Origin of the sequence: Moraxella sp. FZFQ2102, assembly GCF_024137865.1 — a bacterium.
Taxonomy (GTDB): domain Bacteria; phylum Pseudomonadota; class Gammaproteobacteria; order Pseudomonadales; family Moraxellaceae; genus Moraxella.
Window position 1 is genome coordinate 1,512,812 of sequence record NZ_CP099960.1, and the last position, 20,952, is coordinate 1,533,763.

Annotated in this window: 20 protein-coding genes; 12 read left to right on the forward strand and 8 right to left on the reverse strand. The window is 46.4% G+C overall.

What is annotated here, in order from left to right; genetic code table 11:
- Positions 1–71: 71 nt before the first annotated feature.
- Positions 72–1,064: an IS110 family transposase gene (locus NGM44_RS07155; protein WP_253223031.1), complete on the reverse strand. Its 993-nt coding sequence runs from the start codon at positions 1,062–1,064 to the stop codon at positions 72–74.
- Positions 1,065–1,526: 462 nt separating this feature from the next.
- On the opposite strand from NGM44_RS07155, the gene acpP reads away from it, so the two are divergent.
- The 3 genes from acpP to NGM44_RS07170 all read left to right on the forward strand — a co-directional run bounded on the left by acpP (position 1,527) and on the right by NGM44_RS07170 (position 3,237).
- Complete coding sequence (gene acpP / locus NGM44_RS07160; RefSeq protein WP_078318466.1) at positions 1,527–1,763, forward strand: acyl carrier protein; 237 nt, start codon at positions 1,527–1,529, stop codon at positions 1,761–1,763.
- Positions 1,764–1,980: 217 nt separating this feature from the next.
- Positions 1,981–2,478 carry a peptidoglycan-binding protein LysM gene (gene lysM / locus NGM44_RS07165; protein ID WP_253223032.1) on the forward strand — a complete coding sequence of 166 codons (498 nt, stop codon included), beginning with the start codon at positions 1,981–1,983 and terminating at the stop codon, positions 2,476–2,478.
- 153 nt (positions 2,479–2,631) lie between these two features.
- The gene (locus tag NGM44_RS07170) at positions 2,632–3,237 is read left to right on the forward strand and encodes a hypothetical protein (protein WP_253223033.1); all 606 of its coding nucleotides are present in this window, start codon (positions 2,632–2,634) and stop codon (positions 3,235–3,237) included.
- Here the strand turns inward: NGM44_RS07170 and queG are convergent.
- Entirely contained in the window at positions 3,234–4,412 is a 1,179-nt protein-coding gene (queG, locus tag NGM44_RS07175) for a tRNA epoxyqueuosine(34) reductase QueG (RefSeq protein WP_371923544.1), read from the reverse strand. The two genes, NGM44_RS07170 and queG, sit on opposite strands and share 4 nt — an antisense overlap.
- A complete protein-coding gene (locus NGM44_RS07180) occupies positions 4,390–4,743 on the reverse strand; it encodes a DUF4124 domain-containing protein (RefSeq protein ID WP_253223035.1) in 354 nt (117 codons plus the stop codon). Before NGM44_RS07180 ends, queG begins: the two co-directional genes overlap by 23 nt.
- A 571-nt stretch (positions 4,744–5,314) precedes the next feature.
- On the opposite strand from NGM44_RS07180, the gene NGM44_RS07185 reads away from it, so the two are divergent.
- From NGM44_RS07185 to gorA, 6 genes are all read left to right on the forward strand, one after another.
- Positions 5,315–7,042 carry an acetolactate synthase 3 large subunit gene (locus NGM44_RS07185; protein WP_253224650.1) on the forward strand — a complete coding sequence of 576 codons (1,728 nt, stop codon included), beginning with the start codon at positions 5,315–5,317 and terminating at the stop codon, positions 7,040–7,042.
- Positions 7,042–7,557: an acetolactate synthase small subunit gene (gene ilvN / locus NGM44_RS07190; RefSeq protein ID WP_078254880.1), complete on the forward strand. Its 516-nt coding sequence runs from the start codon at positions 7,042–7,044 to the stop codon at positions 7,555–7,557. Before NGM44_RS07185 ends, ilvN begins: the two co-directional genes overlap by 1 nt.
- 11 nt (positions 7,558–7,568) lie before the next feature.
- Positions 7,569–8,063, forward strand: a complete 495-nt coding sequence (locus tag NGM44_RS07195; RefSeq protein WP_253223036.1) for a hypothetical protein — start codon at positions 7,569–7,571, stop codon at positions 8,061–8,063.
- Positions 8,064–8,121: 58 nt separating this feature from the next.
- Positions 8,122–9,144, forward strand: a complete 1,023-nt coding sequence (gene ilvC, locus NGM44_RS07200; protein ID WP_253223037.1) for a ketol-acid reductoisomerase — start codon at positions 8,122–8,124, stop codon at positions 9,142–9,144.
- A 138-nt stretch (positions 9,145–9,282) separates the two neighbouring features.
- Positions 9,283–10,011 (forward strand): class I SAM-dependent methyltransferase, encoded by a 729-nt coding sequence (locus tag NGM44_RS07205; RefSeq protein ID WP_253223038.1) that lies wholly within the window; start codon positions 9,283–9,285, stop codon positions 10,009–10,011.
- Between the two features lie 11 nt (positions 10,012–10,022).
- Complete coding sequence (gorA, locus tag NGM44_RS07210; protein ID WP_253223039.1) at positions 10,023–11,378, forward strand: glutathione-disulfide reductase; 1,356 nt, start codon at positions 10,023–10,025, stop codon at positions 11,376–11,378.
- A gap of 93 nt (positions 11,379–11,471) precedes the next feature.
- Here gorA and NGM44_RS07215 read toward each other — a convergent pair whose 3' ends face one another.
- Positions 11,472–13,676 (reverse strand): carboxy terminal-processing peptidase, encoded by a 2,205-nt coding sequence (locus NGM44_RS07215; protein ID WP_253223040.1) that lies wholly within the window; start codon positions 13,674–13,676, stop codon positions 11,472–11,474.
- Between the two features lie 277 nt (positions 13,677–13,953).
- Between NGM44_RS07215 and nagZ the strand changes: the two genes are divergently transcribed.
- Positions 13,954–15,042 carry a beta-N-acetylhexosaminidase gene (gene nagZ, locus NGM44_RS07220; protein ID WP_253223041.1) on the forward strand — a complete coding sequence of 363 codons (1,089 nt, stop codon included), beginning with the start codon at positions 13,954–13,956 and terminating at the stop codon, positions 15,040–15,042.
- A 60-nt stretch (positions 15,043–15,102) separates the two neighbouring features.
- Here nagZ and NGM44_RS07225 read toward each other — a convergent pair whose 3' ends face one another.
- The 4 genes from NGM44_RS07225 to NGM44_RS07240 form a co-directional block, all read right to left on the reverse strand.
- A complete protein-coding gene (locus NGM44_RS07225) occupies positions 15,103–15,540 on the reverse strand; it encodes a PACE efflux transporter (protein WP_253223042.1) in 438 nt (145 codons plus the stop codon).
- A 7-nt stretch (positions 15,541–15,547) separates the two neighbouring features.
- Positions 15,548–16,387 (reverse strand): N-acetylmuramoyl-L-alanine amidase, encoded by an 840-nt coding sequence (locus NGM44_RS07230; protein WP_253223043.1) that lies wholly within the window; start codon positions 16,385–16,387, stop codon positions 15,548–15,550.
- 149 nt (positions 16,388–16,536) lie between these two features.
- Positions 16,537–17,343, reverse strand: coding sequence for a Cof-type HAD-IIB family hydrolase (locus NGM44_RS07235; RefSeq protein WP_253223044.1), 807 nt, complete (start codon positions 17,341–17,343; stop codon positions 16,537–16,539).
- Positions 17,344–17,346: 3 nt separating this feature from the next.
- Positions 17,347–17,964 carry a DedA family protein gene (locus NGM44_RS07240; RefSeq protein WP_253223045.1) on the reverse strand — a complete coding sequence of 206 codons (618 nt, stop codon included), beginning with the start codon at positions 17,962–17,964 and terminating at the stop codon, positions 17,347–17,349.
- Positions 17,965–18,352: 388 nt separating this feature from the next.
- On the opposite strand from NGM44_RS07240, the gene codB reads away from it, so the two are divergent.
- Complete coding sequence (gene codB / locus NGM44_RS07245; RefSeq protein ID WP_253223046.1) at positions 18,353–19,630, forward strand: cytosine permease; 1,278 nt, start codon at positions 18,353–18,355, stop codon at positions 19,628–19,630.
- A gap of 23 nt (positions 19,631–19,653) precedes the next feature.
- A complete protein-coding gene (codA, locus tag NGM44_RS07250) occupies positions 19,654–20,919 on the forward strand; it encodes a cytosine deaminase (RefSeq protein WP_253223047.1) in 1,266 nt (421 codons plus the stop codon).
- Positions 20,920–20,952: the final 33 nt, after the last annotated feature.

Consider the following 20,952-nt stretch of genomic DNA (forward strand, 5'->3'; position numbering starts at 1 on the left):
TTTATTGCGTCGTTAGATTCGCTCAATGTACTAGGTGCGTAGATACCATCTCCCAACCCCAAAGTCAAACCCTAAATTGCCTGAATTTGTGGTTGGTAGGGAGTTTGGTGCTTAATCACACCAAAACAGATTTGAACCAATTTACGCATACACGCACATAAAGCCTGCATTTTGCATTTGCCATTTTGTTGTAAGTGTTCATACTGGTCTTTAATATCAGGATTGTATTGAGTAGCCACCACTGCTGCCATGTATAATTTGGCACGAATGCTTGAATTGCCGGTTTTAGCCAGTCTTGACCTGCCCTTAAATAAGCCTGATTCTTGCTGCTTGGGAATTAGTCCTAAAAAGGCGGATACTTGCTTAGCATTATTAAATTGTTTGGTATTAAACAAAGCAAGCATTTGTCTTGAGATGACTTGTCCTACACCTTTGATGCTTTGTAGTAACGCCTGATCAGCTTTGAGTTTGGGGTGGCGTTTGATGTGATTATCTATATCGTCATTTAATGCTTTGATGGCTTGTTTCAGATAGGCAATAACCGCATCAATGGAATCTTTGACTGCCTTTGGTGTGTCAGTTGCCTCTGCTTTTTCTTTACGATTTTCCTCTCGTTGTAAGTCTTCATGTAACGCATCAAGACGAGACAGCAGAGATTTTAAATGACGAGCTTCATGACTTGGGGCAATCCAGATATCGGGCTGTGTGGTTGCACCGTATTTGGCAAGGATGATACTGTCTTTTTTATCGGTCTTTTGTCTAACACCCAAGCTGTCAGCATAGTGTTTGACAAAAGCAGGATTAATAATACTCACCTGAAAGCCTAAGTCATATAAGTAATAGGCTAGGTTTTCATGATATACTCCTGTGGCTTCTAGGACGATGTGAATGTCGTTAAAACTGACATCAGAACCCAAATTGTCTGCTAGCCAATCGCTAAGCTGTATAAAGTCTTCAAGTGTGTTGTCAAAGATTTTGGTTTTGACTTTCATGCTTGATAAGTCTTTGAGCCAAGCCACATCCAGTTTATGTTTACTGACATCAACACCGATGTAATAAGTCATTGCATCTATCCTTGTTCATTCAGCATCATTAATTGTATGACAATCAAGTGCTTGGATACCATTCAGATTTACGATGAAAAGGAAGTTACTTGGGTTTAATCTACAAAACAGCATCAAAGTACTTAGGGTGCGTAAAAACTCACAAGTAACTTAGGTTGATGGTATAATCTACCATGCTACCACCAAGATAGCTAGTCTTAGGTGGTAAGATACAAGGGTGCGTTGTACGCACCATTAAGATAAGCAATGTATCAATTTCCATAAGGTTTTAATTGCCCAAACACAAGATTGCCACAACCCAAAACCATTGACAAAGCCCAATTTTGCCATTATCCTGAATAAAAAGTGTACATCTGTATTCAAAACACTTGCACTTTTTTGTGAAATCTATTATCATAGCCCTAAGTTTCATCTTGGCCGTAGGCATCGTGCCACAGGCTTAATTATCCAAAGGAAAGTATCATGAGCGACATCGAAGCTAAAGTTAAAGACGCAGTAGCAGAGCAGTTAGGCTTGAGCGTTGACGAAATCAAAAACGACGCATCTTTTATGGATGACCTAGGCGCAGACTCACTAGACCTGGTTGAGCTAGTAATGGCATTTGAAAGCAGCTTTGGCATCACCATCCCTGATGAAGATTCAGCTGAGCTGACTACTGTTCAAAAAGCCATCGACTATGTATCTGCAAAAGTTGCATAATCTTATGCTGAGCATCAGATGATAAAAAGCCACCATTTGGTGGTTTTTTATTTGTCCAATTACAAGACTTGTGCAGTTGAGTGGCAATGCTACACAAGTTTACACATTTACTTAACTTTATAGGGTTTTCTGTCATAATTATTGGCTATTATAAACTTAACCAATCGTGATATGTGATTGGCGGAATTTTTAAGTTTACAATAATCTGGAGTGAACCATGGGTATTTTTAGCTTTGCCAAAGACATCGGCGACAAAATCTTTAATCGTGACAAAAAAGAAGCTGCAACCGAGCAAGCGCCAGTAGCCACACAAGCTGCACCAGCAGAGCCAACCGCACAAGAAATCGCCAATTTGCTATTGGCACGCATCCAAGCACAAAATGTCAATATCGCAGGCTTGAAAGTCAATTATAACGGCGACACCGACACTGTGACGCTAGAAGGTACTGCCAAGACCCAAGAAGACCGCGAGCGTGCGCGTTTGGCGGTGGGTAATGTGCAGCATGTTGAGACTGTTGTTGATAATATCGAAGTTGAAGCACCTGCTGAAGAGTCGCGTTTTTATACCGTCAAATCAGGCGACAACCTATCAAAAATCGCCAAAGAAATGTACGGCAACGCCAATGACTATATGAAAATCTTCGATGCCAACAAGCCAATGCTATCGCATCCTGACAAGATTTATGTCGGTCAAGTATTGCGTATCCCTGCTTAAGTCTAATTGGCTAAGTGATACTTTTAAAGTGTTGCGCTTCATAGTAAAAATCCCAAGTTTAATGCTTGGGATTTTTTGCATCATGCGTTTAAACCATGCGCAATTTGCTTTATATTTATTGTAAGATAAAAAATTAGGTAAGGAAACAAGATAATGAATACCAAATTTGTATTGATTGCTGTGATGACGGTTGTTGTTATGACTGCTTGTACGGCGCAAACCATTCAGTCGCCTGTGGTGAAAGATGGCACTAATCAAGCTCAAGATATAAATCCCCAAGAAGTAACTAGGCATCAAGTACAAACTGATAGCCTGTATTCTGTACAATTGGCAGATTTTCAAAATAATGCGGTGGGCTTATCGGAATATTTAAACGCCATCAATGACCCTGCTTATGTTGATATGCACTTAAAGCATGATCCGAAGCAAACAGTTGTGCTGTTTACCGATGCAAATACTGAGCGTCGGCAGATTTGGTTTGCAAATTTGCAGGATAAATTTGGCAAGCAACTTGTGCTAAAGCAAGCGACTATTAGTAAGACTCAAGCAGATGGGGAATGGGCGCAGATTTCGACTATTTTCAATAAGCAGGGTATTGCAATGAATGGTGGTTATGACATTGAGACCGAGAGACATCAAGTGAGTGTGGATGCGGCAGATGCTGAGCGAGCGGCGCAGCTGTTAAAATCTCTGCCGTATTTTTCGCGCATTGATATTAAAGCAGGTGCTTTGGCAGTTTCGGAAATGGGCACACCCTAAATCACCAACAATTCTAGTTCATTTGCCGCCCAGTGAATATGCTCATCGAGCATGGCGCTGATACCAAGGCGTGTGCGTAGGGCGGTGATAATGGCAGCGCGCGCATTGGTATCAGCAGGGCGGCTATTGCCAAGCGCGATGGCGGTATTGCGCAGAAGATTGAGATAGCCTGTGCGTCTTAGGGGCGAGCCTTCGGTCTTGGTCAGAAATTCTTCTTCGCTCCAATTCCATACTTGAAGTAGGGTAATATCATCCAGTCCATGACGCGGCGCATAATCAGGCACGGTGCTGATTTTGGCATAGCGATTCCACGGGCAGATCAGCTGACAGTCATCACAGCCGAAGATGCGATTGCCGATGGCTTTGCGGTATTTGACATTGATCGCGCCATCATGCTCAATGGTCAGGTAAGAAATGCACGCGCCAGCATCGAGTGTATGCGGTGCGATGATCGCGCGCGTGGGGCAGATGTCGATGCAGGCTTGGCAGCTGCCGCAGTGTGATTTCACCTGTGTGGAGAGATTCGGCTCGGCAAGCTCAAGGCTGATAAATAGCTCACCAAGATTAAAAAACGAACCTGCTTGTCGATTGATCAGCAAAGTATGCTTGCCTGTCCAGCCAAGCCCTGCATGATCAGCGATCGGACGCTCAAAGATCGGCGCTGAGTCGCTGAACGGTCGAAAGACAAAAGGCTTGTCTGTGCCGATGGACAGATGCGCCCAGTTGGGCAGTTCTTGCTCGATGGCGCGCGCCAATTTTTTCAGCTGCTGACGCACTGTCTTATGATAGTCGCGACCGCGCGCATAGCGGGCGATGATTGCATGATTGGGTCGCTCATTATCATCCACGCGGCGCGGCGATGGCAGCTCGTGCAAATAATCCATGCGCACACTGATGATGGTCTTAGCACCACCGACCAGCTTATGCGGATTGGCTCTAAGTTCGTGATTATCCTGCATAAAATCCAGCGTGCCGTTCAAGCCCTGATCCAGCCATGCCCTAAGCGCGGCTGTCTGCTCGGCAAACAAGGGGTGATGCACACTTAAAAAACCGCAATCAGCAAAGCCAAGCTCGAATGCTTTATCCTTAATCCATGCGCGTACGGCAGCGACATCAGGCAGTGGCGTCATCTCAATGCGATTTTCCATAGTACTAGCCACGGCACTGCTCGGCAAGTAAGGCGCGGATTTGTGCTTGGTGGGCGGCGACTTGTGCATCATCAAGCTTGATTTTGAGGCCATCTGGGGTGATTTCGTGGATGACACCGCCTGCGGATAATACTGCCAAATTCTCGGTCAGTTGCTTGCATTCGGCGGTGGAATTGGCGGTATTGGCTGATTTGGTCGGGGCGCTGGCATAAAAAACCGCCACAGGCTCAAAGCCGCGACCCACAGGCGGCGTCTGGCTATAGACGATCTCGCCGCCTTGTCCGATAGATTTATACACCATCGGCGCTGCCAGTGCAGGCGCGGTCGCGAGCATCAAGCCAAACAAGAAAAATCGCATAAACCACCAATTGATCATCAATAATTGGGCTATTTTATCATATCAAGGATTGGTGGGTGCAAACTTTATCATACAAATCCGCAAGACTATCATAAGCCTAAAGATAACCAAAACTTATGATTGAATGAAAAAATTTTCTATGAATTAAACGGGTGGATTTGACAAAAAGCACTTGGCAAGTGATCGTTTTTCGGTTAAGATAGACAGTATTGTTTTTGATAGGGTGAAAACAAACCGCCTTATCATGAAGTCGGCGTAGGTATTTTATCAGATACTGCGTTTGTGCGATTGGTGCCATCGGATTACCGTTTGATGACGCAAGATTGTACATTGCACTAGGACTTATCGGTCTGCAAGACACAAGAAATCTTCTCTCATCCTTTCTTGTTTTGGCAGCTTATGTTGTCATCTTGCCTACAAGTTCATCTGCACGCAGAGCTATTTTATCTCGCCATTCGTCTGCACATTGCCAATTGGCAAAAGGATGTAACTTATGACGCAAACTACCCAAAAAGATGCAACCGCGCAGTTCCATGATGCCCAAGAACGCTTGGCGCGTGGCGAAACTGTGATGATGTCAGGTGGCGAAATGTTGGTTCAAGCCTTGATTGATGAAGGTGTTGAGTACATTTTCGGTTATCCTGGTGGTGCGGTACTGCACATTTATGATGCCTTATTTAAACAAGATAAAATCGAACATATCCTAGTTCGTCACGAGCAAGCAGCAGGTCATATGGCAGATGCTTATAGCCGTACAACGGGCAAAACAGGCGTGGTGCTGGCGACTTCTGGTCCTGGTGCGACCAATACCGTGACCGCGATTGCCACCGCTTATATGGACTCAATCCCGATGGTCATCTTGGCAGGTCAGGTACCGACAACGCTGATCGGTGATGATGCATTCCAAGAATGTGACATGGTGGGTATCTCGCGTCCGATCGTCAAACACAGCTTCCAAGTGCGCAGCGCCGAAGAAATCCCTGCAGTGATCAAAAAAGCCTTCTATATCGCAGGCTCAGGTCGCCCAGGTCCTGTGGTGGTCGATATTCCAAAAGACATGACCAACCCGAGCGATAAATTTGCTTATCATATGCCTGAGACGGTGTCGATGCGTTCATATCAGCCGACGCACAAAGGGCATAGTGGTCAGATCAAAAAAGCCATCGAAACGCTACTGGCTGCCAAGCGTCCAGTGCTGTATTCAGGTGGCGGTGTGATTCTTGGCAATGCCAGCGATGAGCTGCGCCAATTGGCAGATCTATTAAAACTGCCAGTGACCAATACTTTGATGGGCTTGGGTGCTTATCCTGGTTCGGGCGAGCAGTTCATCGGTATGCTGGGTATGCATGGCACTTATGAAGCCAACATGACCATGCACCATGCGGATGTGATTTTGGCGATTGGTGCACGCTTTGATGACCGTGTCACCAACAATGTCAAAAAATTCTGCCCAAATGCAACCGTCATTCATATTGATGTCGATCCTGCCAGTATCTCAAAAACCATCACCGCACACATCCCTATCGTTGGTGATGTCAAGCTTGTATTGACTGAGATGTTAGCTCAGCTTGCTGAGACTGATAAGCGCATCGATGAACACGCGCTCAATGACTGGTGGCAACAAATCAACGAATGGCGTAAGCGCCACGGTCTGCGCTATGATGAAGACGACATGAGTGCTGAGATCCACGCCATCAAGCCGCAGCATGTGGTAGAGACGCTGTACAAGCTGACCAATGGTCAAGCGATCATCACATCCGATGTCGGTCAGCACCAAATGTTCGCCGCTTTGTATTATAAATATGATGAGCCGCGCCAATGGCTGAACTCAGGCGGTCTGGGCACGATGGGTGTGGGCTTGCCGTATGCAATGGCAGCCAAGCTTGCTCGTCCCGAAAAGACTGTCGTCTGTATCACGGGTGAAGGCTCGATTCAGATGAATATCCAAGAGCTGTCAACCTGCTTACAGTACAATCTACCTGTAAAAATCCTAAACCTAAACAACGCTCAACTGGGTATGGTCAAGCAGTGGCAAGATATGCTATACGAAGCACGCCATGCACAGTCGTATATGAAGTCATTGCCTGATTTTGTGAAGCTTGCCGAAAGCTATGGGCATAAAGGCGTAAAAATCACCAATCCTGCGACAATGGAAGAAGAGCTGGCAGCAGCGTTGGCGATGGAAGATAAGCTGGTATTCATCGATGTCTATGTGGATAAGAGCGAACACGTCTATCCGATGCAAGTGGCAGGTCAGTCAATGCGTGATATGTGGCTATCAAAAGGGGAGCGTACCTAATGTCAAATCAAGTCCATAAACATCTGATTTCTGTATTGATGGAAAACGAAGCAGGGTCGCTATCTCGTGTGGTTGGTCTGTTTTCACAGCGTGGCTACAACATTGATACGCTCAATGTCGCCGCAACCGATGATCCGACGATTTCTCGTTTGACGCTGACGACCATCACCACCAATGATAAGATTGAGCAAATCACCAAGCAGCTACATAAGCTCATTGAAGTGGTCAAGGTGCAAAATCTGTCTGAAATCAGTGGCGGTAGCCAAATCGAGCGTGAGCTGATGCTGATCAAAGTGCGTGCCACAGGCTCACACCGTGAAGAAGTCAAGCGTACGGCAGATATTTTCCGTGCTCAAATCGTCGATGTCACTCCAAATCTGTACACCATCTTGATCACTGGTGATGCTGGTAAGCTTGACGGCTTTATCGATGTCATTGGCCGTGATCGTATCCTAGAAGTGGTACGCTCAGGCGTGATTGGTATCGCTCGTGGTGAGAAGACATTGAGTTTGTAATTGGTGATGTTATGAAAAAATTTCTAGCAATTGCACTCTTGGGCTTTGGATTAGCAGCATCTGGTAGTGCTTTGGCTGGTGCAGCCCAGATGTTTGGCAAAACCACTTGCTATGTCTTTAGTAATGGTAAATTACAAAGCAAAGCACAATGCCAAATGTATAAAGAAGAAGGTGCCAATTCAGTTTATCCAACTTATGGTTTTGATAATTATAAGGTGAAAACGCCAAAGCATGGTGTGATTTCTGTCATTAATAGCACTTCTTGTGAGCGTGAAAATTGGTGTGAAAGCGAACATACCATCAATGGTAAGAATGCAACTTCTCAATATCGTGCAGCAACTAAAGGTTATAAAATTTTGACCGAAGATCAAGCATTCAAGACTAAAGGTGCATTGATTTGTGATAAGACAAACAATGGCAAGCTTGAAATTTGCACACCAATTGAGAAAAAAGGTCTGAGTATGGGCTTTGATTTCGACAGCCTGCCAAGTTGGACCGAAAACTAATTAACTTTAACCAACTCGTTTTAGATTTGAAAACGATTTTTAACAAAAGGAAACTCTTATGAGCCTAAATATCTATTATGACAAAGACTGTGATTTGTCAATCATCCAAAGCAAAAAAGTCGCCATCATCGGCTACGGTTCTCAAGGTCATGCACACGCATTGAACCTAAAAGACTCAGGCGTTGATGTGACCGTTGGTCTGCGTGCTGGTTCTGCTTCTTGGAAAAAAGCTGAAAACGCTGGCCTAAAAGTTGCTGAAACTGCGGACGCGGTCGCTGGTGCGGATGTGGTCATGATTTTGACCCCAGACGAATTCCAACGCCAACTTTATAAAGAAGTCATCGAGCCAAACATCAAGCAAGGTGCAACTTTGGCATTTGCGCATGGCTTTGCGATCCACTACAACCAAGTTGAGCCACGCAGCGATCTAGACGTAATCATGGTTGCACCAAAAGCACCAGGTCATACTGTACGCTCTGAGTTCACCAAAGGCGGCGGTATCCCTGATCTGATCGCGGTATGGCGTGATGCATCAGGCTCAGCTAAGCAGCTTGCACTGTCTTATGCAGCAGGCGTGGGTGGCGGCCGTTCTGGTATCATCGAAACCACTTTTAAAGACGAAACTGAAACTGACCTATTTGGTGAGCAAGCGGTTCTATGCGGTGGCGCAGTTGAGCTTGTGAAGATGGGCTTTGAAACCCTAGTAGAAGCAGGCTATGCACCAGAGATGGCATACTTTGAATGCTTGCACGAGCTTAAGCTGATTGTTGATTTGATGTACGAAGGCGGTATCGCTGACATGAACTACTCAATCTCTAACAACGCTGAATACGGCGAATATGTGACTGGTCCAGAAGTCATCAACGAACAATCACGCGCTGCCATGCGCAATGCTCTAAAACGCATCCAAGATGGCGAATATGCGAAGATGTTCATCGCTGAAGGTCAAACAAACTATCCATCAATGACTGCTCGCCGCCGTAACAACGCTGCACACCCAATCGAAACCACAGGTGCTAAGCTACGCGCGATGATGCCATGGATCGGTGGCAACAAGATCATCGATAAAGAAAAGAACTGATACTTTTAGTATTTGGTATAGTTTCGGCAACCGTAAGGATTTTTCCTTGCGGTTGTTTTGTTTTGGGATTTTGTCTGATAAACCAGGCGTGAATTTATGCTACAATAATCACTAATAATACCTTAGCAAGGAAAATCCATGGCAAAACGATCTAATGCACAAGCCAAAACCAAAGCCAAAACGCAAGCTGACGCACAAGCCGATGTGCAAAACCAAAGCACACATGATGCGCCTAGCGATACAGCGGCACAATTTCACTTTAGCCAAGATTGGTTCAGCTCCATGCAGTCCAATTTCGACTATATCTTTAATGATATCAAGCCGCGTCGAGTGCTTGAGATTGGTGCTTTTGAAGGGCGTTCGACTTGCTATTTCATCGAAAAATGCGCAAGCTTTCACGATGAAGGCGTGGAGATTGTCAGTATCGATACTTGGCAAGGCGGTCAGGAGCATGGCGATATTGACATGAATGCGGCAGAAGCGGCGTATATGCACAATGTGCAGCTGCAGGTGAATCGCTTCAGTGGCGTGACAGTCACCAAGATCAAATCCGATTCGCACTCGGCGATGATTAAGCTTTTGGCTGATGGGCAGGCGGGCAGTTTTGATTTTATTTATGTCGATGGCTCGCACGAAGCACCGGATGTACTGTTTGACGCATTATTGGCGCATCGTTTGGTGAAAGTGGATGGTGTAATTGGCTTTGATGATTATCTGTGGTCGCCTGATACAGCGCCGAACCACAACCATTATCTACTGGTCAAGCCGGCTGTGGATCATTATATCAATACTTATCAACAAAAAGTCCATGTGGTGCAGCGTTTGCCACATTTTTATCAATTATATGTCATCAAATTATCAGATTAAGGAACATAACAATGACTAAGCATTATGATTATATCGCCATCGGTGGCGGCAGCGGCGGTATCGCATCGATCAATCGCGCGGCAAGTTATGGCAAAAAATGCGCCATTATCGAAGCACGACACATCGGCGGTACTTGTGTGAATGTCGGCTGTGTACCGAAGAAAATCATGTGGCATGGTGCGCAATTGGCAGATGCGATCGCCAAGCATGCGCCTGATTATGGCTTTGATGTTACGGTTAATGGCTTTGATTTTGCAACTTTGGTCAAAAATCGACAAGCTTACATCGAGCGTGTGCATCAGTCTTATCAGCGCGGCTTTGATAATAATAAAGTGGAAGTGATCACAGGATTTGCCAAATTCATCGACAAAAACACTGTTGAAGTAAACGGCGAGCAGATCACCGCCGATCATATCTTGATCGCCACAGGCGGTCGCCCAAGTCGCCCTGACATCGAAGGTAGCGAGCTTGGCATTGATTCGGATGGATTTTTTGAGCTGACAGCACTGCCTAAGCGCATTGCGGTGGTTGGTGCAGGCTATATCGCTGTTGAGCTGGCAGGTGTGGTCAATAGCCTTGGTGCAGATACGCAGCTTTTGGTGCGTGGTGATAAGCCGCTGCGTAATTTTGATGCTGATATTGTTGAGACCTTGGTCAAGGTGATGGATAAAGATGGCATTGAGCTTGTGACGGCAGCATCGCCATCTAAGCTTAGCAAGAATGATGACGGCAACATCACCATCACACTTGCTGATGGTCGCACGATTGAGACGGACTGTGTGGTCTGGGCGATTGGGCGCGATCCTGCGACGGACGGCATTGGGCTTGACACTGTCGGCGTGGCGATGAATGACAAAGGGCAAATCATCGTCGATGAATACCAAAATACCAACATCGATGGCATCTATGCGGTCGGTGATATTATCGCAGGCGGCATTGCGCTGACGCCTGTGGCGGTAGCGGCAGGTCGTCGTCTGTCTGAGCGACTGTTCAATAACAAACCAAATGAGAAGCTTGATTATCGCCTTGTGCCGACGGTGATGTTCAGCCATCCACCGATTGGGACGATCGGCATGACCGAAGAACAGGCGGTGGCGTACTATGGCGCCGATCAGATCAAGGTCTATCATTCAAGCTTTACGCCAATGTACAGCGCGGTGACGCAGCATCGCGAGCCTTGCCGCATGAAGCTTGTGTGCCTAGGCAGTGATGAGAAAATCATCGGTCTGCATGGTATTGGCTTTGGGGTTGATGAGATGATTCAAGGCTTTGCGGTGGCGATCAAAATGGGTGCAACCAAGGCAGACTTTGATAATACCGTCGCCATCCATCCGACAGGCTCAGAAGAGTTTGTGACGATGCGATGAGTGTGTTGTTCATTTAACACCAATAAAAAATCAGCCATCATTGAAAAGATGATGGCTGATTTTTTACGGCTGTTTTTTTATTGCCAAGCAAGCTTATTTGGCAGATTTAGCCTGTGCGGTTTGTGGTTTATCCGCATCAAACATTAGATGCGCTGCTTCTAGCACATAGGCTTCGCTCTCTGGCAGTTTCGGGCGTTCGTTCTCTTTCATTGCCGCGCGCTCTTCGGCGATGGCATCTAGGTTGGCTTGATAAGTGGACCAACTGGTGAACGGTGTTTCGCCCGTGGCTTGACGGCGTGCATTTTCGGCAGCCAAGGTCTGATCTTCGATGTCTTTTAGCTTAGCACGGCGTTTGTTTAAGCTGACTTCGGCAGGTTTTTTATCATCATCAAGTGCGCGGATGTCGTTGAGTTTATTTAGGAAAATAAACTGTGGATCATGTGCTTGGCGTGCTTGTGATTGCTCGTTCAAAGTCTCGATTAATGCTTGTGAATACTTACCTTCAGCGGTGTAGTTGGTCGATGCGATGGTATCCCAAGGTAGTGGGTTTTTGTATTCGCGTTCGCCAAATTCCATACCTTTATAGATATTGACCAGTTCGACATCAGGCACGACGCCTTTGTTTTGGGTGCTGCCACCATTGACGCGGTAGAATTTGTTTTGGGTAATGGTCATTGAGCCTAATGCCAAATCATCGCGCTGTGCTTGTGCTGAGCCCTTACCTGTGGTGGTGCTACCGACGATCAGACCAAGTCCATAATCTTGAATAGCAGCAGCAAAAATCTCACTGGCAGATGCTGAGCCTAAGTTCACAAGCACCGCCATATCGCCTTGGTACAGCTGCTTGCCGCCATCACCATCGCGATAGATACGCACATTGCCGCGGTTGTCACGGATCTGTACCAGTGGGCCTTCTTTGATGAAGAAGCCGAGCATTTTGGCGACTTCATCGAGTGAGCCGCCTGGATTGTTACGCAGATCGACAACCAGACCATCAATGCCTTGGGCAGTCATGTCTTTGAGTGCTTTTTCGGTGTCATTGCTAACGCTGCGGTATTGACTGGCGTCCAAGCCTTCACGGCGCGCTTGGAAGTTTAGATAAAACGATGGAATCTCAAGCACGCCGACGCGTTTGTTCACCCCTTCATATGGCACTTCGATGATGCGATGCTGTACGCCCGATTCTTCTTGTTGGATGACATCGCGCGTGAGTGTCACGGTGCGCGCTTGTGAATCTGGGGTGTTGGGCTGTTTGACACGGATGGTAACATTGGTGCCGCGCTTACCACGGATCAAGGCGACAATCTCGCGCGTGGTATAGCCGACAGTATCGACCATCGCTTCACCATCTTGGGCGACGCCGATGATCAGATCGTTGGCACGCACTTGTCCAGACTTAGCAGCAGGGCCGCCATCGACTAGGCTGATGATGCGAATATAATCAGGATTTTTACGATCTGGGCGGATTGATACGCCAATGCCTTCAAGCTGTAGGCTGTTTTGGATCTGCATATCTTGGGCTTGTACAGGCGCAAAATAATTACTGTGCGGATCATAGGTCAGCGTCGCCGAATCTAGGATATATTCCATGATTTCGTCATTTTTTAGTCGTTGAAGTTGCTCTTGTTGGCGCGTTAGGCGGTTAAGCAAAATCTCAGTTGGCGTGCGACTTTCTGCCTTGACCAAGTCTTGACCGCGCGACAGCTCAGGATTGTCCAGATAAGCTTGGTCTTTGGCTTTGTCATCTTCTTGGCTGATGGTCAGATTGATCAGTGAATAGGTCAGCTGATTTTGCCAATAGGCGTGCTGCTCTTGCTTTGAGCCAAAGTGTGGCGCATCTTCGCGATCGATAACGATGCTTTGATCGGTATTCAGATTGATTGGTTTTGCCAAGAAGTTTTTGGCAAAGTCATAATATTCATTTGAGCGCGTGCGATAGCGTTCAAAAATCTCAATCCCTGCACTCAGATCGCCACGCAGCAGACGCTGTGCATAGCTTGCGCCGTATTTGGCGGTGAATTCATCGATGTCTGATTGTAAAAATAGTGTATGATTTGGGTCAAGTTTATCAAAATACATCGTTAAGATTTTGTTGCCCATTTGCTCATCCATGCGCTCATCCAAATAATGCGCGCGATCGAGCAAAATCCCAACTTGGCGTGCGGTGATGCGCTGTTCAGGTGATGGCGAAAAAGCGGCTTGATCGGCAGCATTGGCAACGCCAGCGTAGCTTTGGGCGATGATGACGCCAGCGACTGCGGTTGCGATGCCAGAAAGTAGATATTGGCGCTTCGACATGGGTAATCCTTATTTGAATACTTATTCAAGATCATGGTGATAAAAATAATAGATGTATCTTATCACAAAAATCCCAAGAATTTTTTGCATAAGTGATGGTTTTTGTAGAAACTGCCTAAGATGGCGTTACATTGGGGTAAATTTTTGGGCTTTGGGTGAGAATTGGGTAAGGATTTTGTTTACCAACTGATGACAATTTAATGGCGGATAGGCGTGCTATTTTGGGCGGTTTCGTGGCATAATAGCGGATATTTTGATGATTATTAAAGGTGAATGTATGGCAGTTGGCATCATTATGGCGGATGTGGCAGGCAAGGTACTGGATGACAGTGATCGCGCGTTGTTGGCGAATCCTGAAGTGGGTGGAATGATTTTGTTCGCGCGTAATGTTGAGTCGCCTGAGCAGGTGCGTGCTTTGACCGACAGTATGCGCGCGGCAAGTGCTGATGTGCTGATTGCGGTGGATCAAGAAGGTGGCCGCGTGGCGCGTTTTCGCCAAGGTTTCTCGCCGCTGCCTGCGATGGGTAAGCTTGGCAAGCTGTATGATTGTGACCCTGAGCGTGCTTTGTCTTTGGCTTATGACTGCGGCTATCTGATGGCGGCAGAAGTGCTGGCGGTGGGTGTGGATTTTAGCTTTGCGCCTGTGCTTGATGTCGATGGGGTAAGTCTTGTGATTGGTGATCGTGCTTTTCATGCGTCGCCTGATGCTATTGTCGCGCTGTCATCAGAATTTATGAAAGGCATGAAAGCAGCTGGCATGGCGACCACGGGCAAACATTTTCCAGGGCATGGCTCGATCGCGCCTGATTCTCATGTGGCAGATGCCATCGATGAGCGTAGTTTTGATGAGATTTTTAATTTCGATACCCAAACCTTTGTGCGTACGCTCGATCAGCTTGATGCTTTGATGCCTGCGCATGTGATTTTTAGCCAAGTCGATGATAAGCCTGCGGGATTTTCTAAGGTATGGCTTGGTAAGATTATTCGTGATCAGCTTGGCTATGATGGTGTGCTGTTTTCTGATGATCTCAATATGAAAGCGGCGCATGTGGCAGGTGGTGTCGGTGAGCGCGTACAAGCTGCCATCGATGCTGGCTGTGATATGGCGCTGGTGTGTAATGATCGTGATGGCGCGCTGATTGCGATTGAGACTGCCAAGCGGATGCAGACTCTGCCACACAATCGCTTTGGTCGTATGAAAGGTAAAATCCCTACATGGCAAGGTAGTCTGGATGCGACCTGTCAGCAGTTTGCCGATTATCAGCGCGCGCGTGATAGTGTGCAGGCGGCGTTTTTCTGCGAAGATACTGAAGTAGGCACAGCGGGCGTTGATCCGACTAATTATGTGAATAATACTAAGGCTTGATTGTCTTTTATGATAAATTTTTAAAAAGTCACATAACCGCTTGAATCTTCAGGCGGTTTTTTAATTTTTGATCAAAAATCTTAACCGCACATGGTCATAAACAAAGTTAAAAATCAGCGTATAAACCATCACCGCAAGGGTCATGCCAAGATCAGCGATGAATGCTTGCCATAAGCTCAATGCTAAAAAATACGCTACTACAGGCAGGGTGAACAGTAGCAAACCGCCTTCAAAGGCAATGGTATGACATAGCCGTACGCCCAGAGTGCGCGTCTGTCTGGGTGCAGTAAAAATGTGATCAAAACCTAAGTTAAACACCATATTCCACACCATCGCCATCACTGAGATCATCACGCTGATGCCGATGGCTGCCGCTGCATGGATTTGCAAAAACAACAGCACAACCACCGCCGACACACCAACTGCACCGATCTCAAATAAGACAGTGTGGATCAGTCGCTCTTTGGCGCTCATTGGGATATTGGGCGTATTTGCCATAGTTGTTTTATTGCTTTAGGGGGCGGTATTTTTTGTTCAAGGCTTGTAAAATCGCATAAGTCTCAGCGTCCATCACTCCTGTCGGCAGGCGTGGGCGAAAGTGCAGCTGAAAGGCGTAGATGACATTTTGGCTAGCTCTGTCCCATTCTGCTGTGTCATTCACCGTGTAGCCGTAGCGTTGTAGCTCAGCTTTGATCTCGGTGATGGTGGCAGGATTATTAAAATTAATCGCGCTGTGCGTGATCGCTGTCAAAAACTCTGCCTTGTCCGCATCATCATACCACGCGCCGATGCCATGCGTGCGATACAGATATTCCCATGGAAACTTCGCACCAGGGTCGATTTTGCGATTAGGCGCGATGTCTGAATGCCCCAAGATATGCGTCGGATCGATGGCGTATTTGCTGCTTAGCATACTGATGAGCTGGGCGGCTTTGGCGATTTGCTTGGGCTGAAAATCCACAAAGCCTTCATACGGGCGGTAGTTGCTGTATTTGCCTTTAATGCCATCGCTGACGATTTCGATGCCAAGTGATGTGTCATTGAGCGCGCTTTTGCCACGAAAGCTGCTGCGACCTGCGTGCCATGCGCGTTTATTATCATCAACCAGCTGATAGATCTTATCATCATCGCCATCAGGAATCAGATAGTGGCTGCTGACTTCGCCTTGGGTCAGCACCTCCAATGAACCATCGTTATCTTCGGCGGTGTAGTGCAGGATAATGAACTCAATGCGTTCAGACTGTCCGATGGCACGGTGCGTGGTATCGATCGGATAGTGCGGTATGCTTGCACAGCCTGTCAAGACCAGCGCGGTAAAGATGGTGGAAAATAAGAATTTTGACATAGGTATTTGTGTGTGGTTATTTGGGCGTTTTCAATGTTTGTGATTTAAAATTTAGAAAAATCCTGCACGGTTGTTTCATTATAATCAGATTATTTGAAAAAACCGTGAAGATTTGTGGTGATTTTCTAAATCTACACCCAAGCTTATTCTCAGGCAGGCGCGATCCAGCCCAATTGAGCCAAAATCTTGGCAATGCCATCTTCATCATGGCGCGCGCAGATGATGTCAGCGTGTGCTTTGAGCTGCTCGTGTGCATTGCCCATGGCGATCGCCGTACCGACAAGCTTCAGCATTTCGATGTCATTTAGTCCATCGCCAAAGGCACAGCTGTCTTGTGGATCGATACCAAGCTTATCCAGGACGGCACGGATGGCGCGCGCTTTTGAGCCATCTTGATCAAGAATATCCACCGCGCATTCATGCCAGCGCACGGTTTTGGTATTTGGCGGTAGAGCGGGTGTGCAAGTCCCTTCAGCATAAAAAGCTAAAATCTGATACACAGACTGTCCAAAGTCAAACTGATCTCGGTCAATGAACTGATACGGAATATGCAGAGATGCCAACGCGGTGCGCAGCTCATCGGTATCACTCATTGCAAAGATGGTGTCATGCGTCATGCAAGCATAGCCAATGCCATCGGCAGCAAGCTTGGCAGTGATGCTCTCGACCTTTTCACGGCATAAGGGAAAATCTAGAAATGGCTTGCCTTGATACAGATTATAGCCACCATTGATGGTGAGCAATAAATCGATGCCAATGTTATCAATCAAATCTTTCACCACAGGCGGAATCACGCCGATTGAGCGACCTGATGCGATGGCAACGAGCGCGCCTGTGTCTTTGAGCGCGGTCAGTGCAGACGTGATGCTCGATGGTACGCGGTTTTCATCTTTAATGTATAAAGTGTCATCGATGTCAAAAAAGACGATTTTTGGGCGGGGTAGGGATGTTGTCATGAGTTAATTTTTTAAAAATTTTTTCAAGCGAATAAGAATAATAAACAGCAAAGCCACGCCGACAATCCAGCCAACCGCACTGCTGATGGGTGCGATATAATCGGCGACTTTTTGGTAATTGGCCCCAAGCACAAAGCCTGCATAAGCAAGCAGCGCCGACCAAATGGCTGAGCCTAGCGTAGTTAGTAGCAAAAACGGCAACATCGGCATCCGCGCCATGCCTGCAGGAATCGAGATCAGCGAGCGAATGGCAGGAATCATCCGTCCAAAGAAAATCACCGAATTGCCATATCGGTCAAACCAGCTTTGGGCTTTGATGATGTCATCGCGCGTCAGCAGCAGGTATTTGCCGTATTTGTCCATCAAGGCAAACAGTCGCTGCTCATCAAGCAAAGTGCCTAAATAATATAAAGGCAGCGCGCCAATCACCGAGCCTGCCGTCCCTGCAGCAATCACAAGCCACAGCTCCATACGACCCATCGCCGCCGCAAAGCCAGCAGCAGGCATGATCAGCTCAGAAGGAATGGGCGGAAAAACATTTTCCAAAAACATCATCAGTGCCACACCGAATAAGCCAAGCTTATCCATCATCAGTAGCACCCAGTCGCTTAGGTGAGTCATGGGAGATTTGGTATTGATAAAAGTCTTTAGTATAGCATAAGGTGGTGGGTGGGATTGTAAAAAAGAGCAATGGATGAGAGTGCTATTTTGTATAGTTTTTACACGACAATTATCGCGTTTGGATCAAAGTGGGAGTATTTTAATTAACAAATTATATTTATCATAAAATCAGATAAAACAATGATAATTATAAATATGATAAACTAATTATATCATAATAAAAACCGATAAATTAAAAATCATTGACAAAAAATAACCATTTTACTCAGTAAATATAAGTATTTATAATCTTATTCATGGTTTGAGAGATAAATTTTGCGCTAAAAAATTGATCATCTCATGATATTTTGACTATGTAATCTTGTCATAATTATTTGGAGTATGCATAATGTCTGCGGTTGAACATGATGAAAGTTGGCTGAGTAAAACACCTAAGTCCAGCCGAAAAGGATTTTTGCCAATTACTTTGGTGATTTTTGGGTTTACATTTTTTACAGGCACGATGTTCGCTGGCAGTAAGATTGGTGTTGCGTTCAGCTTTGTGGATATCTTGTGGATCGCGGTACTTGGCAACTTTTTATTAGCCAGTTATGCAGCAACTTTGGGATATATCTCTGCCAAAAGCGGTCTGAACACTGTACTGATGGGGCGGTTTTGTTTTGGGAATATTGGTTCAAAGTTATCAGACATGGTGCTTGGCTTTGCTGAGCTTGGTTGGTATGCATGGGGTACGGCAACCATTGCGATTTCACTGGTAAAATTACTGAACTTATCCGAGGCGCTTACCATTCCTTTGATGGTTATATTTGGACTTGGGTTCGCAGTGACGGCGATTATCGGCTCAAAAGGCTTGGCGACTTTGGCGAAATTATCCATCCCAGTGATGGGCGTGATTTTGTTGCTGTCGGTGGTGACCGCAACCAAAGATGTTGGTGGCTTACAAGGACTGCTAACCGCTGAGCCGACTGAGAAATTGACCATCGCACAAGCACTGACCATTGTTTTTGGTACTTTTGCTTCAGGTGCAACGCAGATCACCAACTGGACACGCACCGCCAAAAGTGGCAGATCGGCGATTTGGATTTGTTTGGTGAGTTTTATGATTGGTAATGGTGCGATGGTGCTGGCAGGAGCATGGATGGCGATCGCTTATCAGCAGGCGGATATTGTTGAGGTATTGATCTTGCAAGGTTTATCAATCGCTGCTGTACTGATGCTGTGTCTGAATCTTGCCACCATCCAAGGACCAACTATTTATAATGTCTCGGCAGCTGCGTGCCATCTTGTGCGCTCAGATCGACACAAGCTGATGACTTTCGCTGCAGCGATCGTGGGTATTATCTTGGCCGTTGGTGGTATGTATGAGATGCTGATTCCGTTTTTGGTACTACTTGGGACTTTTATGCCACCGATTGGCGGTGTGATTATGGCGGACTTTTGGATTAAGCATCGTGGTCAGTATCCAGAATTATGGAGCAAGTTGCCGAATTTTAATTATCTGGGTTTGGGTGCGTATGTGGTTGGCTCGGCAGTGGCTTATACCAGTCCGTGGTTTGCGCCGATTGTCGGTATCGTAACAGCGGTGGTGGTGTATGGAGCAGGGGTCAAAGTCCAGCAACTGATGCACAAAGGTCAAAAATCATCAATGACTTTGGTCAAATCTTAATTAAATATTAAAAGGAGTATGTCATGAAAGTTATCAATGCAAGATTGCGCGGCCGCACTGGGTTATTCACCATCGAATGCGTTCAGGGCAAATTCAGCGCCATCAGCCTACAAGAAGGATTAATCCATACAGTTGATAATGAGCAAATCATCGATGCCAAGCAGAGTCTTTTGATGGCGCCATTTGTTGAGCCGCACATTCATTTGGATTATGTCTTGACGGCAGGCGAACCAGAATGGAACATGACAGGGACTTTGTTTGAGGGGATTGAGCGTTGGGGTCAGCGCAAAGCATGGGTGCAAAAATCACAAACCGATCAAATCCAAGATACCAAAAGACGAGCGCGAGAAGCGGTGCAGATGCTTGCCAGTCACGGAATTCAATATGTCAGAACGCACGCTGATACCACAGATCCTAATATGATTGGGATGCAGGCACTGCTTGAGATTAAGGATGAGGTAAAAGATTTGATGGATATTCAGATCGTTGCTTTTCCACAAGAAGGGATTGAGTCTTTTGCCAATGGTCGCGCCTTGTTAGAGCGGGCGGTGCAGATGGGTGCGGATGTGGTGGGTGGTATTCCACACTTTGAATATACGCGTGATAAAGGGGTGGAATCGGTCAAGTATTTGGTAACTTTGGCAGAAAAATATGACAAGTTAATCGATGTGCATTGTGATGAAACTGATGATCCGAACTCGCGTTTCTTAGAAGTGCTGGCTGATGAAGTACTGCAGCGCGGTATGGGCGAGCGCACCACGGCAAGTCATACGACAGCGATGGGGTCTTATGATAATGCGTATTGCTTTAAGCTATTTCGTTTGCTAAAAGAATCAAAAATCAACTTTATCAGCTGCCCAACCGAAAGTATCCATCTGCAAGGTCGGTATGACACTTATCCAAAGCGTCGCGGGCTGACACGCGTGCCAGAGATCGATGCTGCAGGTATGAATATTTGCTTTGCCCAAGATTCAATCCGAGATCCGTGGTATCCGATGGGCAATGGTAACATCATGCGTATTTTGGATGCTGGGTTGCATATTTGTCATATGTTAGGCTATCAAGACCTGTCTAGATGCTTAGATTTTATCTCAATCAATGGCGCCAAGACGCTCAATGTACTTGACCAGTACGGTGTGGAGATTGACAAGCCAGCCAATTTTATCATCTTGGATGCCAAGAATGATTATGAGGCTTTGGCAAATCAATCCAAGGCATTACTAAGCGTGCGGCATGGCAAGATCATCATGGAGCGCACTCCAGAGACGGCGTGCGTGCTGTCAGAATAAAGCTTGTTATAAACAAACCATGAGCGGTGGGTG

Bases quoted from the DNA above. Each gene is read 5' to 3' on its own strand.
- NGM44_RS07215 (WP_253223040.1), bottom strand. From the start codon at position 13,676: ATGTCGAAGCGCCAATATCTACTTTCTGGCATCGCAACCGCAGTCGCT.
- NGM44_RS07230 (WP_253223043.1), bottom strand. From the start codon at position 16,387: ATGTCAAAATTCTTATTTTCCACCATCTTTACCGCGCTGGTCTTGACA.
- NGM44_RS07180 (WP_253223035.1), bottom strand. From the start codon at position 4,743: ATGCGATTTTTCTTGTTTGGCTTGATGCTCGCGACCGCGCCTGCACTG.
- codB (WP_253223046.1), top strand. From the start codon at position 18,353: ATGTCTGCGGTTGAACATGATGAAAGTTGGCTGAGTAAAACACCTAAG.
- NGM44_RS07155 (WP_253223031.1), bottom strand. From the start codon at position 1,064: ATGACTTATTACATCGGTGTTGATGTCAGTAAACATAAACTGGATGTG.
- NGM44_RS07205 (WP_253223038.1), top strand. From the start codon at position 9,283: ATGGCAAAACGATCTAATGCACAAGCCAAAACCAAAGCCAAAACGCAA.
- gorA (WP_253223039.1), top strand. From the start codon at position 10,023: ATGACTAAGCATTATGATTATATCGCCATCGGTGGCGGCAGCGGCGGT.
- ilvN (WP_078254880.1), top strand. From the start codon at position 7,042: ATGTCAAATCAAGTCCATAAACATCTGATTTCTGTATTGATGGAAAAC.
- acpP (WP_078318466.1), top strand. From the start codon at position 1,527: ATGAGCGACATCGAAGCTAAAGTTAAAGACGCAGTAGCAGAGCAGTTA.
- lysM (WP_253223032.1), top strand. From the start codon at position 1,981: ATGGGTATTTTTAGCTTTGCCAAAGACATCGGCGACAAAATCTTTAAT.
- codA (WP_253223047.1), top strand. From the start codon at position 19,654: ATGAAAGTTATCAATGCAAGATTGCGCGGCCGCACTGGGTTATTCACC.
- ilvC (WP_253223037.1), top strand. From the start codon at position 8,122: ATGAGCCTAAATATCTATTATGACAAAGACTGTGATTTGTCAATCATC.
- NGM44_RS07225 (WP_253223042.1), bottom strand. From the start codon at position 15,540: ATGGCAAATACGCCCAATATCCCAATGAGCGCCAAAGAGCGACTGATC.
- NGM44_RS07195 (WP_253223036.1), top strand. From the start codon at position 7,569: ATGAAAAAATTTCTAGCAATTGCACTCTTGGGCTTTGGATTAGCAGCA.
- NGM44_RS07240 (WP_253223045.1), bottom strand. From the start codon at position 17,964: ATGACTCACCTAAGCGACTGGGTGCTACTGATGATGGATAAGCTTGGC.
- NGM44_RS07235 (WP_253223044.1), bottom strand. From the start codon at position 17,343: ATGACAACATCCCTACCCCGCCCAAAAATCGTCTTTTTTGACATCGAT.
- NGM44_RS07170 (WP_253223033.1), top strand. From the start codon at position 2,632: ATGAATACCAAATTTGTATTGATTGCTGTGATGACGGTTGTTGTTATG.
- NGM44_RS07185 (WP_253224650.1), top strand. From the start codon at position 5,315: ATGATGTCAGGTGGCGAAATGTTGGTTCAAGCCTTGATTGATGAAGGT.
- nagZ (WP_253223041.1), top strand. From the start codon at position 13,954: ATGGCAGTTGGCATCATTATGGCGGATGTGGCAGGCAAGGTACTGGAT.